The organism is Paenalcaligenes hominis, from assembly GCF_041359055.1.
GTDB lineage: Bacteria > Pseudomonadota > Gammaproteobacteria > Burkholderiales > Burkholderiaceae_B > Paenalcaligenes > Paenalcaligenes hominis_A.
On record NZ_JBGJKZ010000002.1, the window covers coordinates 376,248 to 400,308 of the forward strand.

21 protein-coding genes and 1 pseudogene are annotated in these 24,061 nt (G+C 45.8%); 16 read left to right on the forward strand and 6 right to left on the reverse strand.

Going from position 1 to position 24,061, the window contains the following annotated elements; all coding sequences use genetic code 11:
- Genes ACBP46_RS05685 through ACBP46_RS05700 form a run of 4 tightly spaced genes read left to right on the forward strand, consistent with a single transcriptional unit; the run spans position 1 to position 5,932 of the window.
- Positions 1–1,224, forward strand: coding sequence for an AAA family ATPase (locus tag ACBP46_RS05685; protein WP_371015768.1), 1,224 nt, complete (start codon positions 1–3; stop codon positions 1,222–1,224).
- A complete protein-coding gene (locus ACBP46_RS05690) occupies positions 1,221–4,319 on the forward strand; it encodes a type I restriction endonuclease subunit R (RefSeq protein WP_371015769.1) in 3,099 nt (1,032 codons plus the stop codon). The genes ACBP46_RS05685 and ACBP46_RS05690 overlap by 4 nt, the downstream gene beginning before the upstream one ends.
- Positions 4,320–4,367: 48 nt before the next feature.
- Complete coding sequence (locus ACBP46_RS05695) at positions 4,368–5,108, forward strand: HipA family kinase (protein ID WP_371015770.1); 741 nt, start codon at positions 4,368–4,370, stop codon at positions 5,106–5,108.
- The gene (locus tag ACBP46_RS05700) at positions 5,105–5,932 is read left to right on the forward strand and encodes a DUF3037 domain-containing protein (protein WP_371015771.1); all 828 of its coding nucleotides are present in this window, start codon (positions 5,105–5,107) and stop codon (positions 5,930–5,932) included. The genes ACBP46_RS05695 and ACBP46_RS05700 overlap by 4 nt, the downstream gene beginning before the upstream one ends.
- Positions 5,933–5,987: 55 nt before the next feature.
- On the opposite strand, the gene ACBP46_RS05705 is transcribed toward ACBP46_RS05700, so the two are convergent.
- Positions 5,988–6,914, reverse strand: a complete 927-nt coding sequence (locus tag ACBP46_RS05705) for a YicC/YloC family endoribonuclease (protein ID WP_371015772.1) — start codon at positions 6,912–6,914, stop codon at positions 5,988–5,990.
- A gap of 84 nt (positions 6,915–6,998) precedes the next feature.
- On the opposite strand from ACBP46_RS05705, the gene rph reads away from it, so the two are divergent.
- Genes rph through hemW form a run of 3 tightly spaced genes read left to right on the forward strand, consistent with a single transcriptional unit; the run spans position 6,999 to position 9,575 of the window.
- Positions 6,999–7,766, forward strand: coding sequence for a ribonuclease PH (rph, locus tag ACBP46_RS05710; protein ID WP_371015773.1), 768 nt, complete (start codon positions 6,999–7,001; stop codon positions 7,764–7,766).
- Between the two features lie 4 nt (positions 7,767–7,770).
- Complete coding sequence (rdgB, locus tag ACBP46_RS05715) at positions 7,771–8,376, forward strand: RdgB/HAM1 family non-canonical purine NTP pyrophosphatase (protein ID WP_371015774.1); 606 nt, start codon at positions 7,771–7,773, stop codon at positions 8,374–8,376.
- Positions 8,373–9,575: a radical SAM family heme chaperone HemW gene (hemW, locus tag ACBP46_RS05720; protein WP_371015775.1), complete on the forward strand. Its 1,203-nt coding sequence runs from the start codon at positions 8,373–8,375 to the stop codon at positions 9,573–9,575. Before rdgB ends, hemW begins: the two co-directional genes overlap by 4 nt.
- An 88-nt stretch (positions 9,576–9,663) precedes the next feature.
- On the opposite strand, the pseudogene ACBP46_RS05725 reads toward hemW, so the two are convergent.
- Positions 9,664–9,921 (reverse strand): annotated as a pseudogene (locus ACBP46_RS05725) (transposase).
- Positions 9,922–9,942: 21 nt separating this feature from the next.
- On the opposite strand from ACBP46_RS05725, the gene ACBP46_RS05730 reads away from it, so the two are divergent.
- From ACBP46_RS05730 to ACBP46_RS05740, 3 genes are all read left to right on the forward strand, one after another.
- Positions 9,943–11,163, forward strand: coding sequence for an RNA-guided endonuclease InsQ/TnpB family protein (locus tag ACBP46_RS05730; RefSeq protein WP_371015776.1), 1,221 nt, complete (start codon positions 9,943–9,945; stop codon positions 11,161–11,163).
- A 136-nt stretch (positions 11,164–11,299) separates the two neighbouring features.
- On the forward strand, positions 11,300–12,715 hold the full coding sequence (glnA, locus tag ACBP46_RS05735) for a type I glutamate--ammonia ligase (RefSeq protein ID WP_371015777.1): 1,416 nt from the start codon (positions 11,300–11,302) through the stop codon (positions 12,713–12,715).
- A 192-nt stretch (positions 12,716–12,907) separates the two neighbouring features.
- Positions 12,908–13,219, forward strand: a complete 312-nt coding sequence (locus tag ACBP46_RS05740; RefSeq protein ID WP_371015778.1) for a hypothetical protein — start codon at positions 12,908–12,910, stop codon at positions 13,217–13,219.
- Between the two features lie 58 nt (positions 13,220–13,277).
- Here the strand turns inward: ACBP46_RS05740 and ACBP46_RS05745 are convergent, their stop codons facing one another.
- The 3 genes from ACBP46_RS05745 to ACBP46_RS05755 form a co-directional block, all read right to left on the reverse strand.
- Positions 13,278–14,066, reverse strand: a complete 789-nt coding sequence (locus ACBP46_RS05745; RefSeq protein ID WP_371015779.1) for an ABC transporter ATP-binding protein — start codon at positions 14,064–14,066, stop codon at positions 13,278–13,280.
- Between the two features lie 10 nt (positions 14,067–14,076).
- A complete protein-coding gene (locus tag ACBP46_RS05750) occupies positions 14,077–15,735 on the reverse strand; it encodes an ABC transporter permease (protein ID WP_371015780.1) in 1,659 nt (552 codons plus the stop codon).
- Positions 15,736–15,829: 94 nt separating this feature from the next.
- Complete coding sequence (locus ACBP46_RS05755; RefSeq protein ID WP_371015781.1) at positions 15,830–16,870, reverse strand: Fe(3+) ABC transporter substrate-binding protein; 1,041 nt, start codon at positions 16,868–16,870, stop codon at positions 15,830–15,832.
- A gap of 270 nt (positions 16,871–17,140) precedes the next feature.
- On the opposite strand from ACBP46_RS05755, the gene ACBP46_RS05760 reads away from it, so the two are divergent.
- From ACBP46_RS05760 to ACBP46_RS05785, 6 genes are all read left to right on the forward strand, one after another.
- Complete coding sequence (locus tag ACBP46_RS05760; protein ID WP_371015782.1) at positions 17,141–17,917, forward strand: ferredoxin--NADP reductase; 777 nt, start codon at positions 17,141–17,143, stop codon at positions 17,915–17,917.
- A gap of 77 nt (positions 17,918–17,994) precedes the next feature.
- Positions 17,995–18,381 carry a Rid family detoxifying hydrolase gene (locus tag ACBP46_RS05765; protein WP_371015783.1) on the forward strand — a complete coding sequence of 129 codons (387 nt, stop codon included), beginning with the start codon at positions 17,995–17,997 and terminating at the stop codon, positions 18,379–18,381.
- 17 nt (positions 18,382–18,398) lie between these two features.
- A complete protein-coding gene (gene recG, locus ACBP46_RS05770; protein ID WP_371015784.1) occupies positions 18,399–20,462 on the forward strand; it encodes an ATP-dependent DNA helicase RecG in 2,064 nt (687 codons plus the stop codon).
- Entirely contained in the window at positions 20,463–21,386 is a 924-nt protein-coding gene (locus ACBP46_RS05775; RefSeq protein ID WP_371015785.1) for a LysR substrate-binding domain-containing protein, read from the forward strand.
- 71 nt (positions 21,387–21,457) lie between these two features.
- Positions 21,458–21,967 carry a Dps family protein gene (locus tag ACBP46_RS05780; protein ID WP_371015786.1) on the forward strand — a complete coding sequence of 170 codons (510 nt, stop codon included), beginning with the start codon at positions 21,458–21,460 and terminating at the stop codon, positions 21,965–21,967.
- Positions 21,968–22,072: 105 nt separating this feature from the next.
- Positions 22,073–23,197 carry a high-affinity branched-chain amino acid ABC transporter substrate-binding protein gene (locus ACBP46_RS05785; RefSeq protein ID WP_371015787.1) on the forward strand — a complete coding sequence of 375 codons (1,125 nt, stop codon included), beginning with the start codon at positions 22,073–22,075 and terminating at the stop codon, positions 23,195–23,197.
- 77 nt (positions 23,198–23,274) lie between these two features.
- Here the strand turns inward: ACBP46_RS05785 and ACBP46_RS05790 are convergent, their stop codons facing one another.
- A complete protein-coding gene (locus ACBP46_RS05790; RefSeq protein ID WP_371015788.1) occupies positions 23,275–24,060 on the reverse strand; it encodes an RsiV family protein in 786 nt (261 codons plus the stop codon).
- Position 24,061: the final 1 nt, after the last annotated feature.

The following is a 24,061-nucleotide window of genomic DNA, read 5'->3' on the forward strand; positions in this document are numbered from 1 at the left end:
ATGAGCAAAACGTTGGAACAAATTGCTCAGCAGTTAAAAGATACCAACAAAAAAGTGCAGTTGATTTATGCCTTTAATGGTACGGGTAAAACGCGCTTGTCACTTGCCTTTAAGAAATTAATCGCCCCTGAAGATAACGATGATGGCGACGGGGATGGCGTAGAGTTATCTCGTGAAAAAATTCTCTACTACAACGCCTTCACCGAGGATCTCTTCTATTGGGATAACGACTTGGAAGAGGATGCCGCTCCTAAGCTGAAAATACAGTCAAATACGTTCACTGATTGGATTTTGAGGGAGCGCGGTGACACTGACATTGTAAAAAACTTTCAACGCTACACTAGCGATAAGCTAATGCCGTTATTTCATGAGCAAGATGTTATTCAAGCCGGAAAAAAAACGGGTTATAAAACCTATCCAGAGGTTACATTTTCTTTTGAGACTGGTTCTGAAAGCTCGGGTAATTTGAAAATTTCAAAGGGCGAAGAGCGTAATTTTGTTTGGAGCGTCTTTTACACACTGCTGCAAGAAGTGATAGCAACGCTTGAAGAGCCAAACCAAGCTAAGCGAGAAGATAATCAATTCGATAAACTAGAATACATCTTTATTGATGACCCTGTGAGTTCGCTGGATGACACTCACCTTATTGAATTAGCTGTTGATTTGGCCAACTTAATTAAAAGAAGCCATTTTTATGAGGGAAAGGGCCTAAGATTTGTTGTTACAACGCATAGTCCCTTGTTTTATAATGTCTTGCATAATGAGTTGAATAACGATCTTAAAAATCCAATTCAAGATGGAACTCCAACATGGCTATATAAGCGCGGGCAATCAGAAAAATACAAAATGGAAAAAAAACTTGATGGTACGTTTGAACTAGTTAAATCTAATGATCGCCCTTTTTCCTATCACTTGTTTTTATTGTCAGAAATTCGTAACGCAATAAAAAATCAGCAAATTAGTAAGTATCACTTTGCTTTTTTAAGAAATATCTTAGAGAAAACGGCCACTTTTCTAGGTTATCCACGCTGGGAAGATCTACTTGAAAAAACAAACGAAGGCTTTCCAAATTCATTCGCTAGCAGAGTTATGGACCTTTCCAGTCATTCTGCACATGCAGGTGAAGAAATCTCAGATATTGAGGTGAAAGATAAAGAAAAATTGGATGAGTTAGTAAATTATCTTATCGAAACCTATGGTTTTAATAAGCAGGAAGCACAATGATTAATTACAAAACCATCGCTGAATCAAATAACTTTATTGTTTTAGACTCATACCAAAGAGATTGGCAGGTCGCTGAAACTTACCAGAGCGAAGATGCCCTAGAGCATGAGCTAATCCAAGATTTGCAGAATCAGGGCTATGAGTTTGCCGCCTCGTTAAATACGCCTGAGAAGATGCTAGCTAATGTGCGTGAACAGCTACAATCGCTTAATGCCGTACAGTTTACAGATGGTGAGTGGGCGCGTTTTGTAGAAACGTATTTAGACACCCCTAGCGATGGTATTGTAGAAAAAACCCGTAAAATCCACGACGATTATATTTTTGATTTTGTGTTTGATGATGGCCGAATACAGAACATTTATCTAGTAGATAAAAAGAACATTGCCCGTAACAAACTACAAGTCATTAAGCAATTTGAGCAAGTCGGTAGCCATGCTAACCGTTACGATGTCACCATACTGGTAAATGGTTTGCCTCTAGTACACATTGAACTAAAAAAGCGTGGTGTGGCGATTCGTGAAGCCTTTAACCAAGTGCATCGCTATAGCAAAGAGAGCTTTAATTCAGACAATTCACTGTATAAGTATTTGCAGCTGTTTGTGATTTCAAACGGTACGGACACGCGTTACTTTGCTAATACCACTAAACGCGATAAGAACAGCTTTGATTTCAGTATGAACTGGGCTCAAGCGGATAACAGTCTGATTAAAGACCTGAAAGACTTTACCGCGACCTTCTTTCAGAAGAGGACCTTGCTCAGTATCTTGCTGCATTACTCCGTATTTGATGACAGCAACACCTTGCTCGTGATGCGGCCCTACCAAATTGCGGCGACTGAACGCATTTTGTGGAAAATTAATAGCTCTTATCAAGCTAAAAAATGGAGCACTCCAGAGGGTGGCGGTTATATTTGGCATACTACCGGTTCAGGTAAAACCTTAACCAGCTTTAAGGCTGCTCGCTTAGCCACAGAGCTAGAGTTTATTGACAAGGTCTTTTTTGTGGTGGATCGTAAAGATCTCGACTATCAAACCATGAAAGAGTACCAACGCTTTTCACCTGAAAGTGTTAATGGTTCTGACAGTACCTCTGGACTTAAACGTAACTTAGAGAAAGACGATAACAAGATTATTGTTACCACCATTCAGAAACTGAATAACTTAATCAAGGGTGACGAGCCGCTTCCGATTTATAAAAAGCAAGTGGTCTTCATTTTTGATGAGTGTCACCGCAGCCAGTTTGGTGAGGCTCAGAAAAATCTACAAAAGAAATTTAAGTACTATTACCAGTTTGGCTTTACGGGTACGCCCATCTTCCCAGACAATGCTTTAGGCGCTGAAACCACCACTAGTGTATTTGGACGTGAACTGCACTCGTATGTGATTACGGATGCGATTCGTGATGAGAAAGTGCTCAAATTTAAAGTAGACTACAACGATGTGCGTCCCCAGTTTAAAGCGGCTGAAACCGAAAAAGATGAGAAGAAGCTAAGCGCTTTAGAAAATAAACAAGCTCTGTTACACCCTGATCGTATTCGTGAAATATCACGTTATATTCTCAACAACTATCGCCAAAAAACACACCGTTTGCGTGGTAACAATAGCGGCTTTAATGCCATGTTTGCGGTCAGCAGTGTCGATGCAGCAAAGCTGTACTATGAAACACTGAATCAGCTGCAAAAAGACAGTGAGAAGCCACTTAAAATTGCCACGATATTTTCTTTTGCCGCGAACGAAGAGCAAGATGCCATTGGTGACATCGCGGATGAAAGCTTTGAAGTATCGGCCATGAATAGCAGTGCCAAAGAGTTTTTAAGCGCCGCGATAGATGACTACAATGCTTACTTTAAAACCAACTTCAGTGTGGATAGTAATGGTTTTCAAAATTACTACCGTGATTTAGCGAAGCGGGTCAAATCACAAGAGGTCGATCTGCTAATTGTTGTCGGCATGTTCCTGACCGGCTTTGATGCACCAACTCTAAATACTTTATTTGTCGACAAAAACCTGCGCTATCACGGTTTAATGCAAGCCTACTCACGGACAAATCGTATTTATGATGCTACCAAAACCTTTGGCAATATTGTCACTTTCCGTGATTTGGAAAAAGCGACCATTGATGCCATTACTTTATTTGGCGATAAAAACACGAAAAATGTCGTCTTAGAGAAAAGCTATAAAGAGTACATGGAGGGCTTCACGGATCTGGTCACCGGTGAAGCAAGACGTGGGTTCATGGATGTCGTGACTGAGTTAGAGCAGCGCTTTTCCGACCCAGCAGCTATTGAGACAGAGGCAGATAAGAAGTCATTCGTGAAGCTGTTTGGTGAGTACTTACGAGTAGAAAACATTTTGCAAAACTACGATGAGTACGCCAGCCTTAAAGCGTTACAAAACCTCGATATGAGTGATACAGAGGCGGTAGAAGCCTTTAAAGCGGAACATTACCTTGATGATGAAAAGCTAGCGGAACTACAAATAATACGCTTACCAGCTGAACGCAAGGTTCAAGACTATCGCTCGGCTTACAATGACATTCGTGATTGGCAACGTCGTCAAAAAGCAGGGGAAGAGCAGAACCAATCTGGCATTGATTGGGATGATGTGGTCTTTGAGGTCGATTTGCTCAAGTCTCAAGAAATCAATCTGGATTACATTTTAGAGCTGATTTTTGAGCACAACAAAAAAAACAAAAGCAAAGCGCAACTGGTCGACGAGGTGCGTCGAACTATCCGTGCTAGCTTGGGCAATAGAGCTAAAGAAAGTCTAGTGGTTGATTTCATTAATCAAACGAATTTGGATCAGATTAAAGATAAAACGGGTATTATTGAAGCCTTTTTTACCTTTGCTCAAGCTGAACAGTATCGTGAGGCGGAGGAGCTGATTAAAGATGAGAACTTAAACACAGAGGCAGCTAAGCGCTACATTACGGTATCTCTCAAACGGGAGTATGCCAGTGAAAACGGTACAGAGCTAAATGCCATTTTGCCTAAAATGAGCCCCTTGAATCCACAGTACTTGACCAAAAAGCAAAGTGTTTTCCAAAAAATTGCTGCTTTTGTTGAGAAGTTTAAAGGGGTTGGGGGTGAGGTTTAGAAGAAAGTTCTTCTATGTATAAAAAAACCAATAAGGAAGATGTGTTACGTGCAAAAGAGACAGCCAGTTTCAATTATTTCAGTGCTTGAAAAAATGAGACAGGGTCAGACTGAGCCTTACCTCTGTGTAGCTGAAAACAACGAGGAGTACATTGTAAAAGGGCTAGGGGCGACACGTCGTAGTCAAATATCCGAATGGATATGTGCTAACTTGGCTCTTAGGTTAGGCCTACCTATTGCCGATTTTACCTTGGTTGATGTTCCTGTAGAATTGTATGAAGAACTAGAGGACACATCTTTTAAAGATATAGGCTCAGGCATTGCTTTTGGATCTAAAAAGGTACAGGCATCAAACTGGTTTGAGGGGCGTAGTCTTGGACTGGTGGACGAGGAACTACAGAGAAAAATACTAGTGTTTGATCTTTGGATAAAAAACATGGATCGAACACGCATTAACCCCAACCTTCTTTACCAAGCCGAGCCCAATCGCTTAATTATCATCGATCACAATTTAGCTTTTGATCAGGATTTTGTATTACGTGACTTTTTAGAGACACATTTGTTTGCTGATCGTTTTACTGAAATTGCCTACGACCTTGTAAAGCGAATGGAGATGGAAGATTGGTTGCAAACAGCATTAGTTGCCCTTGATGAAATATGTAATAATTTACCTTTAGAATGGGAATGGTCAAACATGGAGTGTGACATTCCTGCTAGCTATGATTTTGATTTTATGCGACAGGTTTTAGGTCGTTGTGCAGTAAGGGGAGCATTATGGGAGGACAAATGAATAAGCAGCTTGCATTGCGTTATGCTGTGATTCGTTACATGCCTTACCTCGAGACCCGAGAGTTTGCAACGATTGGAGTCGTAGCGACCTGCCCAAAGACAGGTTATTTTGATTATAAAATAGCATCGCGTTATGGTCGGCTCAGCGGCTTCTTTCCTGAGTTTGATGCTAAAAATTATAAAGCAGCAATAAATTATTTCGCTAAAGAACTAGATGAAATAAAAAAAATTACTCTGCAAGAAAGCCTGAGTGCAGATTTTTTGCGTTCTTTATTTACTCAAATCACACGTGATAGAGAAGCGATAGTCTACACCTCAAAACCTAGGGTTCGCTTGGTAGCGAATGAGGCACAGGGATTAGATTATCTATTTGAGCACTATGTGAATCATAGCTTTGTAACAAAAGAAAACGCTCAAGAGATCTTAACCAAGCGAGTCGTGAATTTAGTACGAGGGTTGAATTTACGTAAGCCTTTTAAGCAATTAAAGCTTGAGGGTGGGTTGTTTCATGCGACTTTTCCTTTAGTTCAAGTCGATGACACTAATCACCCTAGAAAGATAATTAAACCCTTGGCACTACAACATGATGATCCCAACAAAATGTATGAAAGTGCTGAGACATGGGTAGGGCGTGTAAATCGTTTAAAACAAGTTGAGCAAATTACTGATAAAACATCAGTCCTTTTTGCGTATGAAAAGCCAGAAAAAATGACTCCCTTACAAACAGAGGCTTTTAAGATGATTCTAGATATAATGGATCGGTCCAATATAGAGTCAACGGAAGCTAAAGAGAAAAAAAATATATTAGAGTTTGTGAAGGCATAAGTAAAACCCTACTAATCGATAGGCTTCGTTGACCATCACCGAAGCCCCGTAATCATCACTCAATATTCTGCGCCTGCTCACGCAGCTGTTCTATCAGCAACTTCAAATCAATGGCGGTGCGTGTGACCTCGATGGAGCCGGCTTTAGAGCCTAAGGTGTTGGCTTCGCGGTTCATTTCCTGAAAGAGAAAATCAAGGCGTTTGCCAATGCTGCCTGCACGGGTTTTACCGTGTTTGGCTGGTTTTTTATCAGGCGCTAATATGACGGATAGCTCTTGGATATGCGAACGCAAGCGGGTTATTTCCTCGGCCACATCAATACGCAAAGAAAATAGCGAGGATTCCTGCGCGATACGTGTAGACAGCTCTGTGCCAGTAATTTGGGCAAAGCCTTCTGGGCTGATAGCAGTTAAGGCTTCGGTTAAGCGTTGCGTGATTTTGTTTTGATGCTCAATTAACAGCTCGGGCAAATGTTGCTCTACAAAGTCCACTAATTCGGTCATTTGTTGTGCTGTTTCGAGCATGGTGGCCGCTAAACGCAAGCCTTCGCGCTCTTTAGAGGCATCTAAATCATCCAATGCTGATTTTAAATTATGCAGTAGGGCAGGTAACCAAACCTCGTGATCCAGACCTTGTTCTTGTTGGCTTAGGGCAATAATTTCCCCTAGGCGCGGCGCGGGGACATCGGCAATCACTGCACGCGTTTGTTGCAATTGTTTGGCTAGCTGCTGTAGTAAATCAGGGTTAATTTGTTGGGCTTGTGTAGTAAAAGCCCGTTGAAAATTAACACGCAGTTCTACTTTTCCGCGCTGTAAACGCTGACTCAGCATATCTCGAATGGGGGCTTCGCTAAAGCGCAATTCTTCGGGCAGACGAAGCTGTAAGTCCAAATAACGGTTGTTTACACTACGGAGTTCCATAGTGATTGTGCCAGCCTCTAGTTCTGTACGGGCATTAGCAAATGCGGTCATGCTGCGAATCATAGTATTCCTTATCTCTTTACGCGCGAATGATCTATTGTAGGCTAGAGCATGGCTCGTAGTACACTATGGGTTTAAGGGATTTTTATGACAGTTATGCAGCGTTTTAATGGGCGTGCCGCAGATGCTTTACGTCCTATTCAGTTCGAGTTAGGTCTCAGTAAATACGCCGAGGGTTCCGTTTTAATAAAAATGGGCGATACTCACGTTTTATGTAATGCCAGTGTACTTGAAAAAGTACCATCATTTATGCGTGGGCAGGGCAGGGGTTGGGTAACAGCCGAATACAGCATGTTGCCGCGCTCAACGCATACACGCTCAGATCGAGAGGCAGTACGGGGCAAACAAAGTGGGCGTACGCAGGAAATTCAACGCCTAATTGGTCGTAGTTTACGTGCTGCATTTAATCTAGAGGCTTTAGGCGAGCGCACTATTCATCTTGATTGCGATGTCATTCAGGCCGATGGCGGTACACGTTGCGCTAGCATTACCGGTGCGTGGGTGGCCGCTGCATTAGCTGTAGCCCACCTAAAGCAACAGGGCACACTGGTTGCAGACCAGTCTGTTATCACTAGTCAAGTCGCTGCTGTGTCCGTAGGGCTTAGCCAAAACCAAGCCATTTTAGATTTGGATTACATTGAAGACTCTAGCTGTGGTGCTGATGTGAATGTGGTTCTTTCTAGTCAGGAATTGCGTGTGGATGCGCTAGAAATGATTGAAATCCAAGGCACAGCCGAGGGCCAAGTCTTTAGTCGTCATCAGCTTAATCAGTTATTAGACTATGCGGAAAAAGGGGCGCTAGAGCTCATGCAAGCTCAGGCCCAGTTACTTCAAGCCCATCAAATCCATTACTAATCATATGCAAAAAATTGTCTTAGCCTCTAATAACAAGGGCAAGCTTGCTGAATTTCAAGCTTTATTTGAACCTTTACAGCTGACTATTATTCCGCAGGGTGAGCTTGGCGTAACCGAGGCCGAAGAGCCTTTTGGGACTTTTGTGGAAAACGCGCTCGCAAAAGCACGTCATGCTAGCGCTCAGACGGGTTTGCCTGCAGTGGCAGATGATTCCGGATTATGTGTGATGGCATTAGACGGCGCACCCGGTGTTTATTCAGCGCGTTATGCGGCATTACACGACGCCGGTCAGGGCGATGCCGCGAATAATGCGTTGTTATTAAAAAACCTAAGCAATCAGTCCAACCGCAAAGCGTGTTTTGTCTCTGTATTGGTTTATGTGAATAGCCCTACTGATCCGCGCCCTTTAATTGCTGAAGGGGTGTGGTGGGGCGAAGTTGCACACCAAACCACGGGCGAGCATGGCTTTGGTTACGATCCTTTATTTTATGTTCCCGAGCAACAGCGCACAGCGGCTGAGCTCAGCCCCACTGAAAAAAACACCTACAGCCATCGCGCGCAAGCTCTGGCTGTGCTAGTTAAACAGCTTGCTGCTGTTCGCTCTGAATGATAGATTTACCTCAAGTTCGTATTCGTGCTGGTAGTACAGCAAAAAACAGTTTACTGACTAGTTTGCCGCCGTTGGCTTTGTATATTCACGTGCCTTGGTGCGTGCGCAAGTGTCCATATTGTGATTTCAATTCACACAAAACCCCCGATGTATTACCCGAGGCGCAATACCTAGACGCGCTTCGTGCCGATCTCGAGCAGGCGCTGCCGCTGATTTGGGGCCGTCCTATTGTGTCGGTATTTATAGGTGGCGGAACCCCTAGTCTACTTAGTGCGGCCGCATTAACTGATATGCTCAGTATGGTGCGCGCTTATTTGCCACTATTGCCCACTGCCGAAATCACACTTGAGGCCAACCCCGGCACTGTAGAGGCCCAAAAGTTTTTAGCGTATGGCGCTGCTGGTGTGAATAGGCTGTCTTTGGGTATTCAAAGCTTTAATGATCAGGCGCTTAAAGCGTTGGGCCGTATTCACGATAGCCAACAGGCCAAAGCTGCGATTGGCTATGCCTTAGATGCGGTAGAGCAGGTGAATTTGGATATTATGTATGCCTTGCCTCAGCAGTCCGTAACCGCAGCCCTAAACGATATCCATACGGCGTTAAGTTTTGACACTAAGCATTTGTCTTTGTATCACCTAACCCTAGAGCCTAACACCGTCTTTGCGAAGTACCCGCCGCTTTTACCCACCGACGATGAGAGTGCATTAATGCAAGACGCCATTATTGATCTCACCGCTCAACACGGTTACGAGCATTATGAAGTCTCCGCCTATGCCAAACCCGGTTTCCAAGCCGAACACAATCGTAATTATTGGGAGTTTGGGGACTACCTAGGTATTGGCCCTGGAGCCCATAGCAAACTGTCTTTCCCTGATCGCATTTTGCGTCAGTCGCGCACTCGCAACCCACAAAACTGGATGGAGCAGGCCGTCCTACGTCAGGACAGCCATATTGCTGAACATAAATTAGTGGATACGGACGATTTGTCCTTTGAGTTTATGCTAAATGCACTGCGTTTACGCAATGGGGTACCCGCGGAATATTTCGAAGAGCGCACAGGTCAAGCCCTAACTAAAATCACTCCTACTATACGCAAGGCCATAGAAAAGGGGTTAATTGATGCTCATCCTTCCCGTATCCGTACCACAGACCTTGGGTGGCGCTTTTTAACGGATGTACAAGAATTGTTTTTGGATTAGGGTTTCTTTCCTAACTTTATCAAATCGCGCGGAAAACCCCGCCGTTCAGGGTGGAGAGGAATAGCGCAGACGCGCTAGCGTCTTCGTATTAGCTTGGCGTCTGTTGTTGCTCAATGTATTGTCGGACGACCTCGATAGGCGCACCGCCACAGCTTGCGGCAAAGTAGCTAGGCGACCAGAGGGCACCACCCCGTAGTTTGTTGTGAATGCTCGGATGCTTCTTTTTGCGAATCATCCGGCACGTCTTTAGTGAACACACCACGGCGGTACTTTGTCACAAAGACCAAGTGAATGCGCATGTTAAAAACCAGTGTCTACCGCGTCGAATGTCGTTGTTTTTCTTCATAGGCCAAGTATAATTCTTCGTATGAAACGATTGCAAGCCTATCGATACGAACTCAAGCCTAACAGCGCTCAGCAACGCGATATGCGCCGCTTTGCTGGGGCGTGTCGTTTCGTATTCAATAGGGCGTTGGCGTGGCAAAAAGAGCGTTATACCACCGATAATACGACGAAATTCAGCTATACCGTTCTGGCTAATTTCCTGCCCGCTTGGAAGAAGGATAAGGAAACAGAGTGGCTGAAACACGCACCAAGCCAGTGCTTGCAACAAACGCTTAAAGACCTCGAGCGTGCCTACAAGAATTTCTTTGCCAAACGCGCCGCGTTTCCCCGCTTCAAGAAAAAAGGCCAGTCAGACCGTTTCCGCTACCCGCAAGGCTGCAAACTCGATCAGGAAAACAGTCGTATCTTTCTGCCGAAACTTGGCTGGGTACGCTACCGCAACAGTCGCGAGGTACTGGGCACGGTGAAAAACGTCACCGTGAGTCATAAGGCAGGCAGATGGTTCATCAGCATCCAGACCGAACGTGAGGTGGAGCAACCGGTTGCGCAGGGCACGTCAGCGGTTGGCATCGATCTGGGTGTGGCGCGTTTTGCCACGCTATCGGACGGCACGTACTATACACCGCTCAACCGCTTCAAGCGGCACGAAACCGCCCTGCGTAAAGCGCAGCAAGCCGTCAGCCGCAAAATCAAATTCAGCCACAACTGGAAGAAGGCGAAAGCCCGCGTCCAGCGTATTCACTCCCGCATCGGTAACGCCCGCCGCGACTACCTACATAAAGCCACGACCGCTATCAGCCAAAACCACGCGATGGTGTGTATCGAGGACTTGCAGGTACGCCACCTGAGCAAGTCGGCAGCAGGCACAACCGAGCAACCGGGGCGAAACGTTCGGGCCAAGTCCGGTCTGAATAAAGCCATTTTGGATCAAGGCTGGTTCGAGTTCCGCCGTCAGCTAGACTACAAACTGGCGTGGGCAGGAGGTTGGCTCGTTGTCGTACCCCCGCACTACACCAGTCAGACCTGCCTTGAATGTGGGCATTGCAGTAAAGAAAATCGCCCTACGCAAGCGCAGTTCCGATGTGTTGAGTGTGGTGTCGAGGAAAACGCCGATGTGGTCGGCGCGATCAATGTGTTAAGGGCGGGGCACGCCCAGTTCGCCTGTGAAGTGAGTGGTGCAGTAATGCCGCCAGCAGCAGGAACCCACCGAAGCGACTCTGGGACGGCTCAATGCCGCCCTTGAGCGCTGTAGGAGTCCCCGGCCTTTAGGCGGGGGAGGATGTCAAAAAAAATGTACGCAAGCTAAATAGAATGCTTTAACATAATAAAAGGGTAATCGTTGAGTATTACCACATTTTGCTTAACTATTTGGAGCCTTCATGTCTAGCGCTGATGAAGTCCTTAGCCGGATTACTGATAATGACATTGCTTTTGTGGACTTTCGTTATACCGACACCTTAGGTCGTGAACACCACTTAACCATTCCTGCTCACCGTTTTGATGAAGACCTCATTGAATCTGGTATCCCTTTCGATGGCTCATCCATGCCAGGTTGGAAAGGTATTGAAGCGTCTGACATGTTGCTTATGCCCGATTTATCTACGGTGCGCTTTGACCCTTTCCGCGAGGAGTCCACTCTGATCATTAGTTGTGATGTGGTCGACCCCGCCGATTTGAACGGCTACGATCGCGATCCACGCTCTATAGCTAAACGTGCAGAGGTGTATTTGCAGTCCACGGGCATTGGTGATACGGCTTTTTTTGGACCCGAGCCCGAGTTTTTTGTTTTTGATGGGATTCGTTGGGACGATAACCCTTCTGGCAACTTTGTAAAAATTGAATCCGATACCGCCCCTTGGGCGAGTGGTAAAAAATACAGTCACAAGCAAAATACAGGGGTACGTCCAGGGCATCAAAAAGGCTACGCACCCGTACCACCAGTAGACCATCACCACGACTTGCGTTCAGAAATGTGTCTGCTCTTAGAGCAGCAGGGCGTCCCTGTCGAGGTTCACCATGCCGAGGTTGCATCTTCCGGTCAACTGGAAATCGGTACCCGTTTTGCCACTTTAGTGCAGCGTGCCGATTGGAACCAAATTCTTAAATACACCGTACATAACGTAGCGCATGTGTATGGTAAAACTGCTACCTTTATGCCTAAACCTGTTATTGGTGATAGCGGCTCAGGCATGCATGTGCATCAATCCATTTGGAAAAATGGTACCAACGTCTTTGCAGGGGATAGTTACGGTGGTCTTTCAGAAACAGCTTTGTATTATATTGGTGGCCTAATTCGTCATGCGCATGCACTAAATGCCATTACAAACCCCACTACCAATTCCTATAAACGTTTAGTCCCGCATTACGAGGCACCCGTAAAACTGGCTTACTCGGCGCGTAACCGATCCGCTTCTATTCGTATTCCTTATGTTAGTAGCCCTAAAGCGCGTCGCGTTGAAGCCCGTTTCCCCGACCCAATGGCTAACCCGTATTTAGCTTTTGCGGCATTATTAATGGCTGGCTTAGACGGTATTCAAAATAAAATCCACCCAGGCGATGCCGCCGACAAAAATCTATACGATTTACCTCCCGAAGAAGACGCAAAAATCCCAGCTGTTTGCCACAGCTTAGAACAAGCTCTAGAGGCGTTGGATAAAGACAGAGAGTTCTTAACTCGGGGTGGGGTGTTTAGCAATGAAATGCTTGACGCTTATATCGAGCTAAAAATGAAAGAGGTAACGCGTTTACGCATGACGCCGCACCCAGTTGAATTTGATATGTATTACACTCTTTAATCGCTACGCTTATACTAGGTACCCACGACAATAAAGCGTTTCGGGTACCTAGAATCATAAAGCAAACAGCTTATAAATCAAAGCCCTACCCAAGGTGTAACCGCAGCTCACACACATTGTTATAAATCCACAAACATTTTTGATCTTTCATCGCTACACTAAAGGCATTAGCATGATCTTTAGGAGTAAAAGATGAGATTCCCTACGTGGTTAATAGCTTGTGCACTATTAACTGTGCCTTTTACAGCCAGCGCTGACCGGTGGCACACAGACTTTGACCGTGGCTATTACGGCGGCAAAGGCAAATACGAATACTGGGATGGCAACTGCAAAGTAAAGCGCGAATTCAAGAAAAACGGGCGCTATAAAGAAAAAAGAGACTGCAGACCACGGGCTCGTTATGCGCCACCACGTCACCGTCCTCACCACTCAGACCGTCAATACAGTAGTGGTATTAATATTCCAGCTATTATTATTGAACCCATTATCCGTATTGGTCGCTAACGTATCCGTGTGGTAATTCAATGACAACCACACGGATTTTTTATAGCTTCACTGGCTTTCAAGCGGCTTCACCACGGGTGAAAGCTTGAGCGCGTTGCGTCATCAACGCTTCACGCCGGATAAAATCCGACACAAATTCATTAACTGGGTTGTGATGCAGTCCATAGGCGGTGTCCCATTGCACAATAACCCCGTCTTGCATCACCCCAATTCGATCGGCAATAGCAAAGGCTTCGGCTTGGTTATGGGTAACTAAAATCGCAGTTAAACCTGTTTTTTGTAAAATTTCTCGAACCTCAAACGCTAAGCGTTCACGCGTGTCCACATCTAAATTAGAAAATGGCTCATCCAGCAATAATAAAGAGGGCTCTGGCGCAAGAGCACGAGCCAAAGCCACGCGTTGTTGCTGACCGCCAGATAATTCATGTGGATAACGTTGCGCTAGGGTTTCAAGCCCAACTAAATGAAGCATTTCTTCAATGCGTTGACGACGAGCCTGTTTAGTTTGCTTGCGTAGGCCAAAGCCTATGTTTTTCTCTACACTGAGATGCGGAAAGAGGGCATAGTCTTGAAACATCATGCCCACTTGTCTTTTCTCAGGCACCACACTGTGTTCGGGCGTAGATAACACCTGTTGATTAAGTTTAATCACACCGTGCCGTAGCGGCTCAAACCCAGCAATAGCGCGTAATACCGTAGTTTTCCCACACCCTGAAGCACCTAGCAAGCAGCCAATATGGCCTTGATCTAGCTGCAAATTTAATTGATCCACTACCGTTTTTAAACCCTCTGGCGTGTTGTAGGCCAGAGAGATATTTTGTAAATGAAGAAAAGCAGAAGAGGTCATGAATCCCACCCTAAGCACGTAATGTTTTCAATTGAGAGCGCGCTAAAATAATTACGGGTAAAAGCCCGGCCAGCACAATAGCCAAAGCAGCCACTGCACCTTCTTCATAGGTGCCTCGAGCCGCTTCGGCATATAACCAGGTCGCCAGTGTTTCAAAGTTCATTGGGCGTAGCAGCAACGTAGCGGGAAGCTCTTTCATAGCATCCACAAAAATCAATAGCGCTGCCGCCCCAAGCGCAGGGCGTAACAAAGGCAAGTGAACCCGCTTTAATGTGCTGGCTGGTGTTTCACCTAAAAGCCTAGAAGCCTGCTCTAAAGAAGGGGGAATGCGTGCAAGCCCAGCCTCTGTACCACCGATCGCAATGGCGAGGAAGCGGATCACATAAGCCAGCACCAGCGCTGTCATGGTCCCCATTAAATAAAGTTGGGGTGGCGTTTCCTGAAACCAGTTTATTACCTGGTTAATACCAGCATCGACCCACACTAAGGGTGTGAGCAAACCAATGGCCAAAACCGTACCAGGCACAGCATACCCAATGGAGGCTAGCTTAGCCAACAAATGGCTAAACGTATTTTTTTGACCATAACGTACTGTTCGAGCGGCCCACGCCACAATCAACCCCGCCGCAATGGTTACTACCGTAGCAACCAAAGCAATGGATACGGTGTTCCAAGCGCTCGCAATCAGTTGAGTCGATACGGCTCCTGTTTGTTTTAAGTGTTTAATCGTTTGGCTAAATAAATACCACGCAGGCGCAATAAAACCAATGATCACAGGAATCCAACCTAAAGCCATAGCTATCAATGCAGCGCCCCCTTTTAAAGCAAATGGCTGCACAGGATGCGAGCGTTGATTTTGGCTATAGCGTTGATGGCGTCGGCCGTAACGCTCGATGCTGATAAGCGTAGCGACTAATAACAGCATAGACAAGGCGATTTGGGCCGCTCCAGCCAAATCGGAACGGGTCACCCAAGTGGTATAAATGGAAACGGTTAATGTTTGAATACCTAAAAACTCCGAGGCACCAATATCATTTAAGGTTTCGAGCAAGGCCAAGCTGACACCTACAGCAACAGCCGGGCGGGCCATTGGTAATGCTACGCGGTAAAACACACTACGCTGACTTTCGCCTAGAACGCGTGCGGCCTCAAGCAGGCTAGCGGCTTGGGTAGCAAACATAGCTCGGGTGCTTAAATACACGTAGGGGTACAACACAAAACCAAGTAAAAAAATAGCGCCTGCTAAAGAGCGTATATCGGGCAAGCGAAACTGACGCGGACTACTGTAACCCAGCAATTCCCGAATGATGGTCTGTACTGGTCCAATGGGGTGCAAAATATCCAAATAAGCAAAAGCGACTATATACGTCGGTACTGCTAGGGGTAGCAACAACGCCCATGACAAAATGCCACGCGTAGGGAATTGGTATGCCGTAATCAGCCATGCGCTGCCCACCCCTAAAGCCGTAACCAGTACACCCACACCGATTAATAAAACCAAGGTATTGCTGAAAGCCGTGGGCAGCACATGTTGCAATAAATGCTGCCAATGATCGGTAGCGCCTTGTAAGCTGTGCCAACCAAGCACTACAACGGGAGCTAAAACAATAAAAGTAATGAGTAACGAGCTGACTGTCCAGCCTGAGCTCACGCCATAGTGCGCACGCATAAAAATTGTAGAAAAAACAGATTGATAAATACACAGAAGCCGCTGAGTCAATGTCATAGACTCAGCGGCCACAAGCGACGACGTAGAGTTGACCTTAGTTGTTGAATCCAACTTTATCTACGAGCTCGCTTGCCTGCTTGCGGTGTTTGGCTATTTCAGTGAGGTCTAGATTGTCGACCTTTAGCTCACCAAAACTAGCCACTGTAGGATCTAGCTCTACACCTGCTTTAACAGGATATTCGTAATTGGCCTTGGCGTACAGATTTTGGGCTTTATCAGACACCAAGTACTCAAGTAAACGCACAGCGTTGTCTTTATTGGGCGAATTCTTCGCTAGAGCTGCGCCGGAAATATTAACATGTGTACCACCGCTTTCTTTAAAAGTAGGGCGAACGACTTTAATGGCTTCGCCCCATTTGTAGGAGTCTGAACCTGGCTCGGCGTTTTTCATGCGACCCACGTAGTACGCATTAGCAATACCCACATCACAAATACCGCCTAAAATATCACGAGCCACATCGCGATCTCCCCCAGCAGCGGGACGACCTAGATTGTTTTTTACGTCTTTAAGCCACTGCTCGGTGGCCTCGACACCGTTGTGGGCAATCATGGCTGCAATTAAAGCGGTATTGTAAGGATGCTGCCCAGAACGAATACACACTTTGCCTTTCCAACGGGGATCGGCAAAATCTTCATAGGTAAGAGCGGTCACATCGTTAAGATCCGTAGCCACATAACCCACACGATCGCGCATAGACAAGGTAAACCATTGGTTATCTTTACCGCGTAAGTTAGCGGGGATGGCTTCAGCCAGAACATCAGACTCTACAGGCTGTGTGATGCCTGCCTCGACCAAATCGAGCAAGTTACCGATATCCACCGTCATGAGAATATCTGCAGGCGACTGCGCCCCTTCGGTTTTCACGCGTTCAATTAAGCCATCTTTAACAAATACCGTGTTGACTTTAATATTGGTGTCAGCGGTGAAGGTTTCCAATATAGGCAAAATTAAATTGGGTTCACGAGTTGTGTAAATATTAATTTCTTCGGCAGCGAATACCGGCGCTGCACTCAATGCAACCGATGACAAAACCAAGCCACCCATAAGGGCACGCAGTGAATAATTCAAACGCATTCAGAAACTCCACCAAAGAGTAAAATAGAAAGTCAAGCTAAATGATAATTATTATCATCATGTTTGTGCGAGAATAGCAAGGCTAGACCCAAGTTGCAAGGACTTATGCCCTGATGTGCCCACTTTAGGAAACTTCTAACGCTATTTTTGATCTGAATTAATAACCTTGTAAAAATTTGGCTTATTTGCACTACGTTCATGTCCTATTAGGGTTATCCCCTCAATACGAGTTAAACTAGTCATTATTACTTTTATTACTAAACTAGACCTATGGCAGCTTTTAATACAGAAACTGTACTAAGCGTACATCACTGGAACGACACCTTATTCTCTTTTACAACCACACGCGATGCCGCACTGCGTTTCACCAATGGCCATTTTGTGATGATTGGTCTTGAGGTAGACGGTAAACCATTAATGCGTGCTTATAGTGTTGCCAGTCCCAACTATGCTGAAGAGCTCGAGTTTCTTAGCATTAAAGTTCAAAACGGCCCACTCACATCACGCTTGCAGCATTTAAAAGTAGGTGATGAAATTCTCATGAGCCGCAAACCCGTCGGCACGCTTGTTGTGGATGATTTACGTGCAGGCCGCAACCTGTATTTGTTTGGTACAGGCACAGGTCTAGCGCCGTACATGAGCATTATTCAAGATCCAGAAACCTACGAACGTTTTGAAAAAGTAGTACTGGTTCATGGTGTACGCTACGTAAGCGAATTAGCTTACCGCGACTATATTGAAAATGAGCTACCCAATCACGAATATTTCGGTGAGCTCATCCGCGAAAAACTCATTTATTATCCAACGGTTACTCGTGAGCCGTTCCGCAACGAGGGTCGCATCACCACACTGATCAATAGTGGGAAATTTTTCACCGATATCGGTTTACCTGAAATTGACCCAGAGCATGATCGCGCCATGATTTGTGGTAGCCCAGCGATGCTTGAAGACATCAGTCAGCTTTTAAATGAACGCGGTCTATCTATTTCCCCCGGAGTAGGGCAACCCGGCGACTACGTAATTGAACGTGCTTTCGTCGAGAAATAAGCAGCCATTTGCTTGTTAAAATAGGCGGTTGCTGCGTAAAATCAAATTTGTACTAATTTTTTGCCTAAAGGCCTTTCATGAGTAAAGAAATTATTCAAACAGATGCAGCACCTGCCGCAGTAGGTCCCTACTCACAAGCCGTGGCTGTGCCAAACGGTAAAATGGTTTTTACCTCTGGGCAAATTGGCCTAGACCCTAAAACGGGCGAACTCGTGTCAGATAACTTTGAAGCCCAAGTGCGTCAGTGTTTCACCAATTTATCTGCTGTTATTCAGGCCGCAGGTGGTAGCCTAGAAAACATAGTCAAATTTAATCTATACCTGACTGATCTCAGTAAGTTTGCAAGTGTAAACGCCATCATGACAGAGCTCATGCCCCAACCTTATGCTGCACGTTCTACTCTAGGCGTTGCCAGCCTACCTAAAAACGCTCAGTTTGAGGTTGAAGCCATTTTAGTCATCTAATTACAGCGTCTTTAGTCTTGGCGGACACTACTCAAAAAAAAACATCGAAAAAACCCACGCAAGCGCAATTGCTCGAACGCTTGGGCTTGGTGCAAGATATGGATTTTATCGTGCACTTGCCCTTGCGATACGAAGATCAAACGCAAATTCACGAAATTGCCACTTTAGCTATTGGTGAATATGCACAGATCGAAGGCACGGTGGTGCAACAACACATTTTGCAACGCCCTCGAAAGCAATTACAAGCTCTGGTTCGTGATCATACTGGCGAGCTTTTAGTTCGCCTTTTACATTTTTACCCAAATCAAATTAACCAATTTGCCGAGGGCAATTTTATTCGTTTACGTGGCGAAGTACGACGCGGTTTTCAAACTGCAATTGAAATGGTACACCCAAAGGTGTCGCAAGCCGGTGCACCTTTATCACAAACCCTAACCCCTATTTATCCCACCACCGAAGGTTTAACTCAGCCTAGTTTACGCAAAGCGATCCTAGCCGCATTAGATCGTGCTAGCTTAACGGATACGCTTTCAGATGCCATTCGCCAACGCTATGGGCTGTTGGATTTTGCCAGTGCGGTCACCCAATTGCATTACCCCGCAGTGGAGCAAAGCGCTGCACTATTAAATCAAACCCACCCAGCATGGGACCGTATAAAGTTTGATGAACTACTTGCTCAACAGCTGTCCTTAACAGCAGCACGAGCGCGACGAGCTCTACTGAAAGCACCATCGATTGCGCCTACGCGCCATCTTGCAACCCAGTTAGAAAAAAAATTAGGTTTTCAGTTAACCCAAGCTCAACAACGCGTCATTGCTGAAATCAGTACCGACTTACAGCGCCACCAGCCCATGAACCGTTTGCTACAAGGCGATGTGGGCAGTGGAAAAACCATTGTGGCTGCGTTTGCTGCTTTGCAGGCCCTAGAGCATGGCTTTCAAGTCGCTTTAATGGCACCCACCGAATTACTAGCAGAACAGCATCAACAAAAGCTTAATGCTTGGTTAGAACCATTGGGCATACAAGTGGATTGGCTAAGCGGTAGTTTAACGCCTGCACAAAAACGCCATGCCCACGAGCGAGTAGCCACAGGCGCAAGTCAACTTATAGTAGGTACCCAAGCCTTAATTCAAGAGGCGGTGCAATTTCATCGCTTAGGGCTTGTCATTTTAGATGAGCAACACCGTTTTGGCGTAGAGCAGCGTCTAGCATTAAGCCGTAAGGGCACCCAAAGCCTACAAGACTTAGGAGCAGAGCTCTTACCGCATCAACTCAACATGAGTGCTACACCTATACCACGCACCTTAGCTCTTACTTTTTACTCTGATCTAGATGTGTCGGTAATTGATGAGCTACCACCAGGCCGTACCCCTATTCAAACTAAATTGCTTTCTGCTGATAGACGATTAGAAATGATGGATCGTGTTCGTTTAGCAGTTCAAGAGGGGCAACAAGTCTACTGGGTCTGCCCATTAGTAGAGGAAAGCGAGGCACTACAGCTGGAAACCGCGGTGGATACCTATGAGCAGATGGCGCTAGAGCTAGCCCCATTACGTGTGGGCTTACTGCATGGGCGCATGAGTGCAACTGAAAAACATCAGGTTATGGAAGCCTTTAGGGCTGCAGAGCTTGATGTGCTTGTCGCCACCACAGTCATTGAAGTGGGAGTTGATGTGCCAAATGCTACCATTATGGTAATAGAGCACGCCGAGCGTTATGGTCTAGCACAACTGCATCAGTTACGAGGGCGAGTGGGGCGCGGTCACAAAGCCTCTTTTTGTGTGTTAATGTACCAACCCCCTTTATCTGCCATTGCACGCGAACGTCTACGAGCCATGTACGAAACCACAGATGGTTTTGAAATAGCACAACGCGATTTAACTCTACGTGGGCCGGGTGAATTTCTGGGTGTGCGCCAGTCGGGGCAGATGCTCTTGCGTTTTGCTAACTTAGATCAAGACAGTGAGCTCATCCATCAAGCCAAAGAGTGTGCTGCTTACCTTTATCAACATCATCCTGACCAAGCCGCTGCGCATGTGCTGCGCTGGTTGGGTGCAAAAGAAGAATTTTTACGTGGTTAAATGACTCTTACTGAACTTAAATATATTGTTGCGGTAGCCAGAGAGCGCCATTTTGGGCGAGCTGCTGAGGCCTGTTACGTCAGCCAACCCACGCTGTCAGTGGCAATACGTAAACTAGAAGAAGAGCTCGATGTCACCATTTTCGAGCGTGGTGGGGCCGAAGTAGGCATTACACCTATTGGGCTGCGCATTATTGAGCAAGCCCAAAAGGTACTTGAAGAAGGTGCCAATCTAAAAGAAATTGCCAAAGAAGGGCAAAACCCACTAAGTGGGCCTTTACGAGTGGGTATTATTTATACGGTAGCACCGTACTTATTGCCCTTATTAGTGCCGCAGCAAATTAAACTAACGCCAAAAATGCCATTGGTCTTACAAGAAAACTATACAGTGCGCTTGTTAGAACTGCTCCGACAGGGCGAGCTCGATGCTGCTATAGTCGCCTTACCCTTGAACGACAGTGGTTTTATGGTGCGCGAACTGTACGATGAGCCTTTTGTTGTGGCCGTGCCGCATGGTCACGTATGGAGCGGTCGTGACTACGTCGATGCGTCCGAGCTTAAAGACGAAACCATGTTATTGCTTGGCACAGGGCATTGCTTTAGGGATCAAGTACTGGATGTTTGCCCCGAGCTTTCTCGGTTTTCAGCCTCCAGTGAAGGAATTCAACGTACATTTGAAGGTTCCTCTTTGGAAACCATTCGGCATATGGTGGCGACTGGCATTGGTGTAACCGTTTTGCCTGCCACGGCACTAAATAGCACGGTTCAAGACAACGCACTTTTAGATTACATTCCTTTTAAAGAACCTGTACCAGATCGCCGTATTGTGCTGGTATGGCGCAAAAGTTTTCCTCGAGCAGCTGCTATTGAAGCTCTGGCAGAAGCCATCCTAAGCTGCGGTTTGAAAAATGTGAATTATTTGTAGAACAGGGCACTAAACCCATTACACTAGTGTCAGGCGTTTTCGTTTTGCTTTATCAACAAAGGAGTTTTACTATGGCTAAAAAAGTTAAATCAGATGTAGTTAAGCAAGATAGCATTGCCGTAAACATCGGTATCCCAGCAGAAACACGTGCTCAAGTCGCTACCGAACTTTCTAAAGTATTGGCTGACTCATATACGCTGTATCTAATGACGCACAACTTCCACTGGAACGTCACTGGTCCTATGTTTAACACCTTACACACCATGTTCATGGACCAATACACCGAGCTTTGGCAAGCGCTTGATACTCTAGCTGAACGCATCCGAGCTTTGGGCTTTTTTGCCCCAGGCACGTATGCTGAATTCACTAAGCTTTCTTCCATTAAAGAACCCGAGCATGTGCCCAATGCCGAGGAAATGATTCGCTTACTACTTCAAGCAAACGAAGCCGTGGTGTGTACTGCTCGTGCGGCTTGCGAGAAAGCCGAACAAGCTAGCGACCAGCCTACTGCAGACATTCTCACGCAACGTCTTGATATTCATGAAAAAAACGCATGGATGCTACGTGCTCTTAGCGCCTAATTAAGCTCAAGCAAAATCTAGTCGTAAACCCTAGATTTTGCTTTCAATTTGCAATAATTAGATTATTTCGGTGTATGCTGTGGTGCACTTATTGGAGGTTTTTTTATGAAAATTCGCATTACCCCTTTAGCTGCAGCGCTAGGTATGGCTGCCGGTATGATGATGAGCTCAGCCGTATCTGCTGAGAACATTAAATTTGTGATTGCTGGGCCATTTACCGGCGCACTTACACAATACGGCGACATGGTTAAACAAGGTGTTGACACTGCAGTCGAGCAGATTAACGCCGATGGTGGTGTACTTGGTAAAAAAATCGAAGTCGTGGTCATGGACGACGCATGTGAACCCAAACAAGGCCCTGTGGTGGCTAACCGTGTAGTCAACGACGGTCACCATTACGTAATTGGGCATGTTTGCTCGGGTGCAACCATTGCCGCTGCCGACGTCTATAATGATGAAGGCGTTATTATGATTTCTCCATCAGCCACTGCGCCAGCTGTCACCGAAAACAAAAACTACGAAACCATTTTCCGTACTATTGGTCGCGATGACCAACAAGGCCCAGCTGCTGCTGATGTAATTATTAATCAAATTAAACCCAAAAAAGTCGCTGTACTGCACGACAAACAGTCTTATGGCCAGGGTATTGCAACAGCGGTCAAAAATGATTTAGAAAAAGCCAATATTGAAGTGGTTCTTTTCGAGGGTATTAACGCTGGCGACAGCGACTACTCAGCCGTTATTACTAAACTAAAAGGCTCTGGTGCCGAATTCATCTACTATGGTGGCTACCATCCTGAAATGGGCTTGTTATTGCGTCAAGGCGCAGAGCAAAACCTAGGCATTACGTTTATGGGTCCAGAGGGCGTAGGCAACCCTGATATTAACGCTATCGCAGGTGATTCCGTTGCAGGTATGTTAGTTACACTTCCTGCCGACTTTACCCAAGACCCAAGCAACGAGGCATTAGTTAAGGCCTTTAAAGACAAAAGGCGTGATCCCGGCGGTGCTTTCCAAATGACGGCATACGCAGCGGCGCTTTCTATTGCCGAAGGCATCAAAAACGCAGGTAAAGACGACCCCATCGCCGTGGCCGAATACTTACATAAAAACCAAGTTAAAACTCCTATTGGTGAAATCTCCTGGAACGAGCAGGGCGATTTAAACGAGTTTAAATTTGATGTATTTGAATGGCACCCCGATGGTTCTAAAACTATCTTTACTCAGTAAAATCTCAGCTTAATCAAACAAAAAACCGTCATTTACGACGGTTTTTTGTTTTAAGAGCAAGAAAACAAATACTATTCCTACTTAGGTAAAAACTGTGGCTGCAAAATACCTACCAGTTGGGGGTAGGGGATAAGCAGCTCGGGTTGCCCAGAGGAATACGGTGCAATTTCATACGAATTATACTTTGCCACCAAACCACTATCTGTTAGACCGACGTTATGAGTCATTTGAAAGGGCCACAAGCGATTGTAGTTTTCTGGGTTTTCTTGGGCAGCCTCTTGGGTAGCTAACCACTTTTGATGCGCCAAACGTAGCTGTTGCTCAAAAGCGCCTAGCTGACGAGGTTGTATTATTTGCTCAAGGGATAGCGGTTTGTTGGTGCGATTATCCCAGTTAATCAACCGAATCTCACTCATTCCATGGGCTGCCCCAGTCAGGTATTGCCAAGCCCCTAGCTCAAGCACCGTGATGTTTTGATTTCTATAACGCGTTTTCGCATTTAAAATCACCTCATCACGATCATTGGCTTGGAGCCAATAATAATCCATGAATTCCTGTACGGTTGCACTTGGGGCTCGGCGCGATTCAAACGTAGCCATCTGCGCTAACTGTTGATCTACATACGCGGTTAGAGCCCGGTTACCAGGAAAAACAAGAGATTCAACTTGAATACGAGCGCAACTACCTTTACAGCCTGGTTTGGTTTTAGTTAGGGTTAAGGGCTGGGTAAACACCCCATCTTTAGAGGTAATATCCCCTGTTTGAGTAGGTATTAAAGAAATATCTTTAGAGGGAGCTGCGCAAGCAGCCAGCATAAGCGCAGTGCCAGTGGCAAGGCCCAAACGAATAAGAGATCTTTGCATA